The following is a 13069-nucleotide window of genomic DNA, read 5'->3' on the forward strand; positions in this document are numbered from 1 at the left end:
CCGAAGCCCGTGAGGCCCTCCAGGGCCGGACAGCGCGAGGGCGGCCGCCGGACACGGCGTCAAGGGCCACGGCTGCGCCGAGGGCCCTCGCCCACGGCCACGACGATCCCGGGTCCGCGGGCCCGGGCCGGCGTGGGGGCGGATCCGGGGCGATCGGAAGCGGGTGGTTCGGCCCCCGCCGCCCCTGCTCGTTCCCGGCCGCAGGCGCGGCCTTCCCCCCTCCGGCCGGTCCTGGGATGCGCGCTCCCAGGGCGGCCTCGTCGGCTCTCGGGCCGGGCCGGCGTGCGGGTGGACGAGGGCGGACCCCCGTCTACGCCAGCTTCTTCACCTGCGCCTCCACGACCTCCGCCGGGAAATCGAAGTCCTTGCCCGTGGCGGCCGAGGCCAGGTTGAGGGCGGTGACGTAGCCGACGGTGCCGCCCTCGCGGAAGACGACCACCTTCATCGGGATCTTCGTGCCCTCCGCCTCGCTGAGGAAGGTGAGGGCGATCGCCTCGTCGGCTCCCTCGGGCGCGGGGTCCGTGGAGACCTTGGTGACCTCCTGGGCGGTGCCGTCGGCCGTGACCTCGAAGCCGTCCGCGCAGGCCTTGGCCGAGGTGGTGAGGGACTTCATCACGGCCTGGGCGGCCTCGCCGTCGTAGGCGGACAGACGGAGCAGGGTGCGGGTGGCGTCGAGGCCCGAGACGTCACCGCTCTTGGCGGCCTCCGCGGGGTCGATCTTCTTCTGGGTCTCGCGCTGCACGGTCGCGGCCGGTTCGTCCACCACGGAGCCGAGCATGGCGTACGCGACGGGCGCGCACGCGTCGCTGCCGGGCTCGATGTCCTTCCGGTCCACCGTGGCGGTGGGCTCGGTGACCTTGTGCCCCTTGACGTCCCCGTCCTTGAGGACCACCTTCTCCAGGTCCGCGGCGGAGAGGGCCGGCTTCTCGGCGCCCGCTTCGCCCCCTTCTCCGCTCTCACCGGAGTCCGAGCACGCGGCGAGCAGGGTCAGGGACAGGACGGCGACACCGGCCACGCAGGACCGGCGTATGACAGCGCTTCTCAATGCTTGTTCTTTCTGCGATATTTCATCCGACATATCTGACGTTGCATCCGATGTCGCACGCGATGTCACATTCGACATCGCGTTCGACGATCGGCTCGTCGGGCTGACCGTACTGCACGCCACCGGCGTCGACGTGCGGAATGTCACCCTCACCCTCACGGGGTACGGCCGGGAACACCGCGACCGGTCCGGACGCTGTACCCGGCATGAGTGACTACCGCGTCGAACACGACTCCATGGGTGAGGTCCGCGTACCGGCGGACGCCAAGTGGCGGGCCCAGACACAGCGGGCGGTCGAGAACTTCCCGATCTCGGGGCAGCGCATCGAGCGCGCCCACATCGAGGCCCTGGCCCTGATCAAGGGCGCCGCCGCGACGGTCAACGCCGAACTCGGCGTGCTCGACAAGGACATCGCCGAGGCCGTCCGGGAAGCGGCCGGGGAGGTGGCCGAGGGGCGCTGGGACGACCACTTCCCGGTGGACGTGTTCCAGACCGGGTCCGGGACCTCGTCGAACATGAACACCAACGAGGTCATCGCCACGCTGGCGAGCGAGCGGCTCGGCCGGGACGTGCACCCGAACGACCACGTGAACGCCTCGCAGTCGTCCAACGACGTGTTCCCCTCCTCGATCCACATCGCCGCCACCGCCGCCGTCACCCGTGACCTGATCCCGGCCCTTGAGCATCTGGCCGCCGCCCTGGAGCGCAAGTCCGCGGAATTCTCCGACGTGGTGAAGTCCGGTCGTACACACCTCATGGACGCGACACCGGTGACGCTCGGCCAGGAGTTCGGCGGTTACGCGGCCCAGGTGCGGTACGGCGTGGAGCGACTGCGGGCCTCGCTCCCCCGGCTCGCCGAACTCCCGCTGGGCGGTACGGCCGTGGGGACCGGCATCAACACGCCGCCCGGGTTCTCCGCCGCCGTCATCGCGGAGGTCGCGCGGGTCACCGGGCTGCCGCTCACCGAGGCGCGCGACCATTTCGAGGCGCAGGGGGCGCGGGACGGCCTCGTCGAGACGTCCGGGCAGCTCCGTACGGTCGCGGTGTCCCTCACCAAGATCGCCAACGACCTGCGGTGGATGGCGTCGGGGCCGAGGACCGGTCTCGCGGAGATCTCCCTCCCCGACCTCCAGCCCGGGTCCTCGATCATGCCCGGCAAGGTCAACCCGGTGATCCCGGAAGCCGTGCTCATGGTCGCCGCGCAGGTCACGGGCAATGACGTCACGGTCACCACGGCGGGCGCGTCCGGCAACTTCGAGCTGAACGTCATGCTGCCCGTCATCGCCAGGAACGTCCTGGAGTCCGTCCGGCTGCTCGCGAACGTCTCCCGGCTGCTCGCCGACCGGACGGTGGACGGGATCGTCGCCCACCGGGAGCGGGCCCGGGAGTACGCGGAGTCCTCGCCGTCGGTGGTCACCCCGCTGAACAGGTACATCGGGTACGAGGAGGCCGCGAAGGTCGCCAAGAGGGCGCTCGCGGAACGGAAGACCATCCGGGAGACCGTCCTGGAGGGCGGGTACGTGGAGCGGGGTGACCTGACCCGGGAGCAGCTCGACGAGGCACTGGATGTTCTGCGGATGACACGGCCGTGACCGTACGGCGAGTTCCGGCCGTCCCGGGTGTCGCCCGGGTTACCGATTCCCGCCAAGGCGTGAACCGTGGGCGGTACCGCAGCGTCATATGCGCATGACACCTAATATCTGCGCATGGGAGACGACGGAGTGGTGAGACGAATGGAAGCGGGCGGGTCGGCGGCGTTCTGGGAGCCGGGGAGTCAGATCCTGTGGCGTTACCGGGAGAACGGCGGGGACCGCTTCCATATCGCGCGCCCCGTGACGGTCGTACGCGACGACGCCGAGCTGCTGGCCGTGTGGTTGGCGCCGGGCACCGAATGCGTACGGCCCGTGCTGGCGGACGGCACCTCACCGAACTCCGAACCGCTCGCGTCCCGTTACAAGAAGCCGCGCAGCGTGCGGCTCGGCCGCTGGTCCGGCACCGGAGTGCTGAAGCTGGCACGGCCGGGCGAGCCGTGGTCGGTGTGGCTTTTCTGGGAGCAGGGTTGGCGTTTCAAGAACTGGTACGTCAACCTGGAGACGCCGCTGGCCCGTTGGGACGGCGGTGTGGACTCCGAGGACCACTTCCTGGACATCTGCGTCTTCCCGGACCGGTCCTGGACCTGGCTCGACGAGGACGAGTTCGCGCAGGCCCAGCAGGACGGGCTGATGGACGCGTCGGCGGCCGAGCGGGTGCGGGAGGCGGGCCGGTCGGCGGTGGAGGTGATCCGCGCGTGGGGCCCCCCGCTCGCGGACGGCTGGCAGCACTGGCGCCCGAATCCGGCATGGGGAGTACCGTCTCTCCCGGACGACTGGGACCGTACGCCCGCGCACTTGTCCTCATGAGACCCTTGATACGCCCTGGGTCCGCAACCGTAGGATCGTCCTCCGCAAGAGTTCACAGGGGCAACTCCCGCAGTTCGGGCAGGGCTTGACCGTACGTCACCGAGGGGCGGCAAGACGTGATCAAGGGGTACGAGGGTTACACCGGAACGAGCCGGAGACGGCCCGGCGGACGGGCTGTACTGTCGTCCGGCGTGCCCGCCGGTACCGTGTGTGCCACAGGAACTGCCTCTGACCACGCGGGAATTCCGTTCCCAGGACACGTAATCCGGGTATCGGCCTTTCTGCGGGACGAAGTATCGGGTTTGCGGGACGCACTGCGCACACGACGCGCAGTCCCGGACGGATGGATTCGACACGCGTGACGGAGCACCCCACCTCCCACGAGCGCCCTCAGGGCGGCGCCGGCCCCACGGACCCCCGCGGGGCGCTTCTGCGTACCCAGGAGCCGATGCGTACCGCGCCCGCCGCGGCTTTACCCGCTCAGGCACGCATGGGTGACGCGCCGGCCGAGCCGGGCACCGCGGCCCCCTGTGCGAAGAGCGGGCAGGCCCCCTCGGAGCACGCCCAGCCCGCGCTCTCCGAGCATTCCCAGCCCGCGGCCACCGAGCCCGACCCGCACCGCCCGCGGCCCACGCCGGAGACCATCCCGGCGCAGCCCGGCGGTGAGCCGGACCGTTCCGGCGGGACCGTCGGCGCCCTGGAGCGGCGCAGCGGGCAGGGAGTGGCGCCGGGCGCCCCCATGCCCATGCGGCGGGACGGCGACCGGCTGCGGTTCGTCGGCGCCGCGACCCGGCGGATCGCCCGTGGCATAGATCTGGACGAGATCGTGATGGGTCTGTGCCGGGCCACCGTGCCGACGTTCTCGGACGCGATCCTCGTGTATCTGCGCGAGCCGCTGCCGGTCGGTGACGAGCGGCCCACCGGGCCCATGGTGCTGCGGCTGCGCCGCACCGACCGGATCCCCGAGGAGCGGGACACCGAGGGCGGTTTCATGCCCTCGTCGCTCCAGCCGGAGCAGCCCGTCGATCTGGCCGTCGTCACCGCCGAGCAGTGCGAGGTACGGCCCGGCGGGGCGCTGGCCGAGGTGCTGCGGGGGGTGCGCCCCGTCTTCGCGGACGCGCCGGCCGCGCACGACGCGCTGCCCGAACTGCTGGGCCCGGACGCCGAGCTGACGGTGCCGACCGGCCAGCGGGCGATCCTCGCCCCGCTGCGCGGCCGGCGCCGGGTGATCGGCGCGGCGGTCTTCCTGCGCCGCCCCGAGCGGATGGCGTTCGAGCAGGACGATCTGCTGGTCGCCGCCCAGCTCGCCACGCACAGCGCGCTCGGCATCGACAAGGCCGTGCTGTACGGCCGCGAGGCGTACATCGCCGACGAGCTGCAGCGCACGATGCTGCCGGAGGCGCTCCCGAAGTGCACCGGCGTACGGCTCGCGCACCGGTATCTGCCGGCCGCCGAGACCGCGCGGGTCGGCGGTGACTGGTACGACGCGATTCCCCTGCCGGGGAGCCGGGTCGCGCTGGTCGTCGGCGATGTGATGGGTCATTCGATGACCTCCGCCGCGATCATGGGGCAGCTGCGGACCACCGCGCAGACGCTGGCGGGGCTCGATCTGCCGCCGCAGGAGGTGCTGCACCACCTCGACGAGCAGGCGCAGCGGCTCGGCACGGACCGCATGGCGACCTGTCTGTACGCCGTGTACGACCCGGTCTCGCACCGGATCACCATCGCCAACGCGGGGCATCCGCCGCCGGTGCTGCTGCATCTGGGCGGGCGTGCCGAGGTGCTGCGGGTGCCGCCGGGCGCGCCGATCGGTGTGGGCGGTGTGGACTTCGAGGCGGTGGAGCTGGACGCGCCGGCCGGGGGCACGCTGCTGCTGTACACCGACGGGCTCGTGGAGTCCCGGCTGCGGGACGTGTGGACCGGCATAGAGCAGTTGCGGGAGAAGCTGGCCGCGACCGCTCAGTTGACCGGTCCGGACCATCCGCCGCCGCTGGAGGCGCTCTGCGACGAGGTGCTCGACATGCTCGGCCCGGGGGACCGGGACGACGACATCGCGCTGCTCGCCGCGCGGTTCGATGGGATCGCTCCCAGCGATGTCGCGTACTGGTTCCTGGAGCCGGAGGAGATGGCTCCGGGGCGGGCGCGCCGGCTGGCCCGGCACGCGTTGTCCCGCTGGGGGCTCGAGGAGCTGACCGACTCGGTCGAGCTGCTGATCAGCGAGGTCGTGACGAACGCGGTGCGGTACGCGACGCGTCCGGTCACCCTGCGGTTGCTGCGGACCGACGTGCTGCGGTGCGAGGTGACCGACGACGTACCGCAGTTGCCCCGTCTGCGGCAGGCCCGGGCGACGGACGAGGGGGGCCGCGGGCTCTACCTGGTCAACCGGCTGGCGAAGCGGTGGGGAGCCACGCGGCTGAGTGCGGGCAAGGTCGTGTGGTTCGAGCTGAACCACGCGTGAGCGCTCCACGGCCGCGCAGGTCGCGGCCCCGCGCCTCTTGAAGGCACACACGAGCCTCGTGAGGGCACACACGAAAGGGCGCCCGGTGAATTTCACCGGGCGCCCTTTCGTCTGTCACGTGCGCTAGTCGTCCACCTGTGGATCCTTGGGGTCCGGCGGGAACTCGATGCCGCCGTCGTCCGACGGGGTCCCCGACGGGGTCTCCTGCGGGCTCGACTGCGGGGGCGACTCCGAGGGCGACTGCGAGGGCGACTCCGAGGCCGTCGGAGGCTTGGAGGACGTCGGCGGCTCGCTGCTGGGGGTCTCGGACGGGGTCTCGCTCGGGGTCTGCGAGGGGGTCACCGACTCGGTGGGCGCGACCGCGGCACCCTGCTTGGTGTCCAGGTCGAACTTGGTCGTCTTGCCCATCACACCGAAGGTGTAGGTGGCCCAGATCTGGGCGGGGAAGCCACCGCCGTTGACCCGGGGGACGCCGACGGCGTTGTACATCGAGACGTGCTTGCCGTTCTTGCTCATGTCTTCGCCGAAGAGGCCGACGGAGGTCACGAGGTTCGGGGTGTAGCCGGTGAACCAGGCGGAGCGGTTCTCGTCGGAGGTACCCGTCTTGCCGGCGACCTGCTGGCCGTTGCGGGACGGGTTGTCACGGACGGAGGTCTTGGCCGTACCGTCGTCGACCACGCCGGTGAGGACCGAGGTGACCGTGTCGGCGGCCTCGGGGGTGATGACCTGCTCGCCGATCGGGTTGGGGAACTCGACCTCGCCGTCCCGGTGCGTGGCCGAGGCGAGGAGGGTGGGGGTGACCTTCTTGCCGTGGTTGTCGAGCGTGGCGTAGATGCCGGCCATCTCCAGCGGGCTGGCGCCCATGGAGCCCAGGGTCTGGGCGGGGACGGCCTGCATGCCCTCGGTGTCCATGCCGAGCTTCCCGGCGACCTCCATGACCTTCTCCATGCCCACGTCGACGCCCATCTGCGCGAAGACGGAGTTGATGGACTTGTTCATGGCGGTCTGCACGGTCACGTCGCCGTAGTCGACGTTGTCCTCGTTCGGCGGGTTGAAGCCGACCGCGGTGCCGTTGTCCATGACCTTGTGCCGGCTGTCACCGTCGTAGACCGTGCTGGCGGTGATCGGGTCGCCGTCCTGCGTCTCGGCGTTCTCGTCGACTGCCGCGGCGAGGATGACCGGCTTGAAGGTGGAGGCGGGCTGGTAGTCCCGGCGGGTGGCGTTGTTCGTGAAGTGCTTCACGTAGTCGACGCCGCCGTACATGGCGACGATCTTGCCCGTCTTCGGGTCGACCGAGACCGCGCCGGCCTGGATGTACTTGTCGACCTTGCGCTTCTTGGTGTCGAGCTTGCTGGTGAGGCGCTGCTTGACGGCCTTCTCCAGGGCGGCCTGCTTCTTCGGGTTGATGTTGAGCGTGACGTTCCAGCCGCCCAGGTCGATCTTCGTCTTGGCTTCCTCGATGTCGGACGCCCTGTCCTCGGCCACGAGCTGCCTGGCCAGCTGGTTGTTGGCGGCCTCGACCAGGTAGCCGTTCTGGCCGGCCATGCCGGGGGCGGTCAGGGGCGGCTTCAGCTTGGGCATCTTCATGCCCTCGCGCTCCGAGGCCGTCAGCTTCTTCATCTTGACCATGTTGTCCAGGACGTAGTTCCAGCGCGCCGTGACCAGCTTCCGGCCGGTCGGGGTGGCGGTGGCCAGGTCGTACTGGCTGGGGGCCTGGAGCAGCGCGGCGAGGTAGGCGCCCTGCTCGACGCTGAGTTCGTTGGCGTCCTCGCGGAAGTACGCCTGCGCGGCGGCCTGGATGCCCCAGGCGCTGCGGCCGTAGAAGCTGGTGTTGATGTAGCCGGCGAGGATGTAGTCCTTGGTCTTGTTGCGCTCCAGCTTCAGGGAGATGACCAGCTCGTTGAGCTTGCGGGTCACCGTCTGGTCGGACGTCAGGTAGTAGTTCTTGACGTACTGCTGGGTGATCGTCGAGCCGCCCTGCTTGCCCTTGCCGGACAGGGTGTTGATCAGACCGCGGGCCATGCCCTTGAAGTCGACGCCGGGGTCCGAGTAGAAGGTCTTGTTCTCGGCGGCGACGAAGGTCTGCTGGACCTTCTTGGGGACGTCCTTGAGCTCGACGATCTCGCGGTTGGTGTTGCCGGTGCGGGCGAAGATCTTGCCGTTGGAGAACTTGTAGACGTTGCTCTCCTGCGTGGCCTGCGGGTTGCCGTCCTCGGGAACGTCGATCGACAGGTAGAGCGCCACGAAGGCGGCCATGCCGAGCAGGCAGACGCCGAAGAACGTGCCGAGGATCTTCTTCCAGGTGAAGAGGCGCCGCAGGAAGGACTTCTTCTGCTTCTTCTTGCCGCCGCCCTTGGCCGCCGCTCTGGCCGCCGCACGGCCCCCGCCCTCGGGCGGGGATATGACGGCCGTCGTCCCCGCTTCGCCCCCGGACGAGCGCTGGGGCGCCGCGCGGCGACCGCCGCGCTGCCGCGCTCGTCTTTCTTCCGCTCGTCCCATGGCTCCGGTCCGCTCCGACTTCTTCTCGGTCTCATACGTCACTCGGGTGTTGTCAGCTCAGCAAGCTAACACCGAGGACTGTGGCAAGAGGGAGTCGGTCCGCTCTGTGGTGGCGTGACAATGCGCACGCGGGCACGCGGGTCGCAGACCTCATCCCACCGGAACGGACGTTTCAACAGGCCGGATGGTTGCCCCACCAGGCCCACGAGTTGACGCCGCCGTCAGTGACAGAACCGTGACAATCGGCTCTGACCTGCGCCCCCTCTCACCCGGCGATGACCTATACACGGTAGGTATACGTGCGGTGTATACCCACTGTGTACAGTCGTGCTCATGTCCATCGGTCACACTCTCCTGGGACTCCTGGAGTCCGGGCCCCGACACGGTTACGACCTGAAGCGGGCCTTCGACGAGAAGTTCGGTCACGACCGGCCGCTGCACTACGGCCAGGTCTACTCGACGATGTCGCGCCTGCTGAAGAACGGCCTCGTCGAGGTCGACGGCATCGAGCCCGGCGGCGGCCCCGAGCGCAAGCGGTACGCCATCACCGAGGCCGGCATCACGGATGTCCAGCGGTGGCTCGCGACGCCCGAGAAGCCCGAGCCGTATCTGCAGTCGACCCTCTACACGAAGGTCGTCCTCGCCCTGCTCACCGACCGGAACGCGGCCGACATCCTCGACACCCAGCGTTCCGAGCACCTGCGCATGATGCGCATCCTCACCGACCGCAAGCGCAAGGGCGACCTGGCCGATCAGCTGATCTGCGACCACGCCCTGTTCCATCTGGAGGCCGATCTGCGATGGCTGGAGCTGACCGCCGCCCGACTGGGCAAACTGGCCGAGGCGGTGGTCAGCCGATGACCCCCGCCGGCTCCCTGCTCGTCGCGACCGATGTGCGCAAGGCGTACGGGCCGACCAACGCCCTGGACGGCGCCGGGTTCTCCATCCACCCCGGCGAGGTCGTCGCGGTGATGGGCCCCTCCGGCTCCGGCAAGTCGACGCTGCTGCACTGCCTCGCCGGGATCGTGCCGCCCGACTCGGGCTCGATCACGTACAACGGCCGCGAGATGGCCACCATGAACGACACCGAGCGCAGCGCGCTGCGGCGCAGCGAGTTCGGGTTCGTCTTCCAGTTCGGCCAGCTCGTGCCGGAGCTGACGTGTGTGGAGAACGTGGCGCTGCCGCTGCGGCTGAACGGCGGCTCCCGCAAGGAGTCCGAGCGGACCGCCCTCGGCTGGATGGAGCGCCTGGAGGTCGACGACCTCGCCCGCAAGCGTCCCGGTGAGGTCTCCGGCGGTCAGGGCCAGCGGGTCGCGGTGGCGCGCGCACTGGTCACGGGCCCCCGGGTGCTGTTCGCGGACGAGCCCACCGGCGCGCTCGACTCGCTCAACGGCGAGCGCGTGATGGAGCTGCTCACCGAGGCCGCCCGGTCCACCAACGCCGCCGTCGTCCTCGTCACCCACGAGGCGCGGGTGGCCGCGTACTCGGACCGGGAGATCGTCGTACGGGACGGGAAGTCCCGGGACATGGAGCGCGTCGTATGAGCGCCACCGTGCGCCAGTGGTACCGGGACCTGGCCATGGGGGCCCGGTTCGCCTTCACCGGCGGCCGCGAGGGCTGGGTGCGTGCCCTGCTCACCGCCGCCGGCGTCGGACTCGGGGTGGCGCTGCTGCTGCTCACCACCGCGATACCGAACGTCCTGGACACCCGGGGAGCCCGTGAGGACGCCCGGCAGGACCGGGGCATCGGCTACCTGGAGGACAACGTCCGCTCCAAGCCGACCGACAGGACTCTGCTCGTCGGCGACACCGACACCGAGTACCAGCACCAGGAGATCCGGGGACGGCTCCTCGAACAGGAGGGCGCGGACGCGCCGCCGCCGCCGGGACTCACGGAGTTCCCCGCCGCGGGCGAGATGGTCGTCTCCCCGGCCCTCGCCGACCTGCTGAAGTCGGACGCCGGGGAGCTGCTGCGCGACCGGCTGCCGTACCGGACGGCGGGCACCATCGGCGAGACCGGGCTGATCGGCCCCGGGGAACTCGCCTACTACGCCGGGGCCGAGGGACTCGCGAAGCGGCTCGACGGCTCCGTGGTGGCACGGATCGACCGGTTCGGTACGACCGACCAGCCGCAGGAGGAGATGGACCCGATCCTGCTGCTGCTCACGCTGGTCGTCTTCGTGGTGCTGCTGATGCCGGTCGCCGTCTTCATCGCCACGGCCGTACGGTTCGGCGGCGAGCGGCGCGACCGCAGGCTGGCGGCGCTGCGGCTGGTCGGCTCCGACGGGCGGATGACGCGGAGGATCGCGGCGGGCGAGGCGCTCTCGGGTGCCGTGCTGGGGCTGGTCTTCGGTACCTGCTTCTTCCTGCTCGGCCGCGAGGTCGTCGGCTCGATCGAGGTGTTCGACGTCAGTGTGTTCCCGAGCTACCTCGACCCCTCCCCCGGGCTCGCCCTGCTGGTGGCGCTCGCGGTGCCCGCCGCCGCCGTCCTCGTCACCCTGTTCGCGCTGCGCGGTGTCGTCATCGAACCGCTCGGTGTGGTCCGCACGGCCAGGCCCGCGCGCCGCAGGCTCTGGTGGCGGCTGCTGCCGCCGCTCGGCGGTCTCGCCCTGCTCTACCCGATGATCGGCCAGGGCTCGGAGGGCGGGGAGTTCAACGAGTACATGGTGACCGGCGGTGTCGTGCTGCTGCTGTTCGGCATCACCGCGCTGCTTCCGTGGGTGGTCGAGGCGTTCGTGGCCCGGCTGGGCTCCGGCGGCCTGTCCTGGCAACTGGCGGTCCGCAGGCTCCAGCTGAGCAGCGGCTCGGCGGCCCGCATGGTCAACGGCATCGCCGTGGCGGTGGCCGGCGCGATCGCCCTGCAGATGCTGTTCGCCGGCGTCGAGGGCAGGTACACCGAGTCGACCGGCCTGGACGTCAGCCGTACCCAGATGGAGCTGACGCTGCCGGACGACCTGCCCGTGAGCGTCGCCGCCAAGGAGCTGAAGCGGGCCAAGGGGGCCAAGGCGACCGCGGTGCTCTCCAGCGCGGAGGTCTCCCTCACCGCCGAGGACCCCGAGGCATGGATGGGGGTGACCGTCGGCGACTGCGCCGCGCTGCGCGAACTCGCCACGCTCTCCTCGTGCCGGGACGGTGACGTCTTCGTGCTGACGACTCCCGAGAGGGTCAGGGACGCCGACGTGGGGCAGTTCGGTGTCCCGGGCAAGACGCTGTACTTCGACCCGTCCTTCAGCGGGGACGAGCCGGGAGCCGAGATCGCCTGGAAGCTGCCGGCCGAGGTGCCGCAGGTGCCCGAGCGGCCCGACCCGCTGCGGATGGGCATGGAGGGGCTGCTGGCCACCCGCGGTGCCCTGCCCGCGAAGGCCGGGGACGAACTCTCCAGCACCGTCTACGTCCGCACCGATCCCAAGGTCCCGAACGCGCTCGACGAGGTGCGCAACGCCGCCGTCGCGGTCGATCCGCTGATCCGGACCTGGGAATGGGCGTCGACCCGTCGACTGGACCAGTTCACGGACATCCGCACCGGTCTGCTGGTCGGCGCGTCCGCCGTGCTCGTCCTCATCGGCGCGAGTCTCCTGGTCTCCCAGCTGGAGCAGCTGCGCGAACGCAGGAAGCTGCTGTCGGCCCTGGTCGCCTTCGGCACCCGACGCCGCACGCTCGGTCTGTCCGTGCTGTGGCAGACGGCGATCCCGATCACGCTGGGCCTCGTCCTGGCCTCGTCGGTCGGGCTGGCCCTGGGAGCGGTCCTGCTGAAGATGACGGGCTTCCGGGTCGCCGTCGACTGGCCGGGGGTGCTGTCGATGGCGGGCATCGGCGCGGGCGTCGTCCTGCTGGTCACGGCCCTGAGCATGCCGCCGCTGGTGCGGCTCATGCGGCCGGAGGGCCTGCGTACGGAGTAGGCGGTGCCGCGCCGGCCCCGCCGCACCGCCACACTGGACCCCCACCTGCCGCCTGCCCGGAGTGAGGACGCCATGTCGCTCGACACCTTGAGGTCCGCGATCCCGGACTACGCCGGGGATCTGCGGCGGAACCTGGACTCCGTCCTCGGTGGCTCCGGGCTGTCGGCGCAGCGGCTGTGGGGGACGGTGCTGGCCACGGCGATCGCCTCGCGCTCGGCCCCGGTGCTGCGCGAGCTGGCGCCGGAGGCCAGGGCCCGGCTGTCGCCCGAGGCGTACACCGCGGCGAAGTCGGCGGCCGCGGCGATGGCGTTGAGCAACGTCTTCTTCCGTACCCGGCACCTGCTGTCCGACCACGCGTACGGCGAGCTGCGGACCGGGCTGCGGACGAAGGTGATCGGCGACCCGGGGGTGGACCGGGTCGACTACGAGCTGTGGGCGCTCGCCGTGTCCGCGATCAACGCGTGCGGGGCGTGCCTGGACTCGCACGAACAGGCGCTGCGCAAGGCGGGGGTCGGGCGGGAGACCGTGCAGGAGGCGTTCCGGATCGCGTCGGTGATCCAGGCGGTCGGGGTCACGCTGGAGGCGGAGGCGGTGCTCTCCGAGTAGGTGCGGGTGGGGTGGCCTGGAAGCGCCTACGGACAAGGGGGTTCGGTGTCCGGGCGGTTGCGGGCCGGTTGTGGCTGGTCGCGCAGTTTCCCCGCGCCCCTGGGGGGGCAGGGCTGCGCCCTCTGCCCCCCCAGGCCCCGAAATTCGTTCGCAACCCCCTGCTC

10 protein-coding genes are annotated in these 13069 nt (G+C 70.8%); 8 read left to right on the forward strand and 2 right to left on the reverse strand.

The features are described from left to right. Window positions 1-310: 310 nt before the first annotated feature. Window positions 311-1015, reverse strand: coding sequence for a hypothetical protein (locus ACZ6BB_RS11130; RefSeq protein WP_471614988.1), 705 nt, complete (start codon window positions 1013-1015; stop codon window positions 311-313). A gap of 13 nt (window positions 1016-1028) precedes the next feature. On the opposite strand from ACZ6BB_RS11130, the gene ACZ6BB_RS11135 reads away from it, so the two are divergent. The 4 genes from ACZ6BB_RS11135 to ACZ6BB_RS11150 all read left to right on the forward strand — a co-directional run bounded on the left by ACZ6BB_RS11135 (window position 1029) and on the right by ACZ6BB_RS11150 (window position 5902). After that, the gene (locus ACZ6BB_RS11135) at window positions 1029-1259 is read left to right on the forward strand and encodes a hypothetical protein (RefSeq protein ID WP_471614989.1); all 231 of its coding nucleotides are present in this window, start codon (window positions 1029-1031) and stop codon (window positions 1257-1259) included. Continuing rightward, window positions 1252-2637 carry a class II fumarate hydratase gene (locus ACZ6BB_RS11140; protein WP_471614990.1) on the forward strand — a complete coding sequence of 462 codons (1386 nt, stop codon included), beginning with the start codon at window positions 1252-1254 and terminating at the stop codon, window positions 2635-2637. Before ACZ6BB_RS11135 ends, ACZ6BB_RS11140 begins: the two co-directional genes overlap by 8 nt. A 114-nt stretch (window positions 2638-2751) precedes the next feature. Beyond that, window positions 2752-3444 carry a cytidylyl-2-hydroxypropylphosphonate hydrolase gene (gene fomD / locus ACZ6BB_RS11145; protein WP_471614991.1) on the forward strand — a complete coding sequence of 231 codons (693 nt, stop codon included), beginning with the start codon at window positions 2752-2754 and terminating at the stop codon, window positions 3442-3444. A 343-nt stretch (window positions 3445-3787) separates the two neighbouring features. Further along, window positions 3788-5902 carry a SpoIIE family protein phosphatase gene (locus tag ACZ6BB_RS11150; RefSeq protein WP_471614992.1) on the forward strand — a complete coding sequence of 705 codons (2115 nt, stop codon included), beginning with the start codon at window positions 3788-3790 and terminating at the stop codon, window positions 5900-5902. Window positions 5903-6025: 123 nt separating this feature from the next. Here the strand turns inward: ACZ6BB_RS11150 and ACZ6BB_RS11155 are convergent, their stop codons facing one another. Next, entirely contained in the window at window positions 6026-8401 is a 2376-nt protein-coding gene (locus ACZ6BB_RS11155) for a transglycosylase domain-containing protein (RefSeq protein WP_471615309.1), read from the reverse strand. A gap of 333 nt (window positions 8402-8734) precedes the next feature. On the opposite strand from ACZ6BB_RS11155, the gene ACZ6BB_RS11160 reads away from it, so the two are divergent. The 4 genes from ACZ6BB_RS11160 to ahpD all read left to right on the forward strand — a co-directional run bounded on the left by ACZ6BB_RS11160 (window position 8735) and on the right by ahpD (window position 12905). Continuing rightward, window positions 8735-9262: a PadR family transcriptional regulator gene (locus ACZ6BB_RS11160; protein WP_471614993.1), complete on the forward strand. Its 528-nt coding sequence runs from the start codon at window positions 8735-8737 to the stop codon at window positions 9260-9262. Then, a complete protein-coding gene (locus tag ACZ6BB_RS11165) occupies window positions 9259-9945 on the forward strand; it encodes an ABC transporter ATP-binding protein (RefSeq protein WP_471614994.1) in 687 nt (228 codons plus the stop codon). The genes ACZ6BB_RS11160 and ACZ6BB_RS11165 overlap by 4 nt, the downstream gene beginning before the upstream one ends. Beyond that, window positions 9942-12299: an ABC transporter permease gene (locus ACZ6BB_RS11170; protein WP_471614995.1), complete on the forward strand. Its 2358-nt coding sequence runs from the start codon at window positions 9942-9944 to the stop codon at window positions 12297-12299. Before ACZ6BB_RS11165 ends, ACZ6BB_RS11170 begins: the two co-directional genes overlap by 4 nt. A gap of 72 nt (window positions 12300-12371) precedes the next feature. Then, entirely contained in the window at window positions 12372-12905 is a 534-nt protein-coding gene (gene ahpD, locus ACZ6BB_RS11175) for an alkylhydroperoxidase, AhpD family (RefSeq protein WP_471614996.1), read from the forward strand. The last annotated feature ends 164 nt before the right edge of the window (window positions 12906-13069 follow it).

This window comes from Streptomyces sp. NPDC041108 (genome assembly GCF_055592645.1).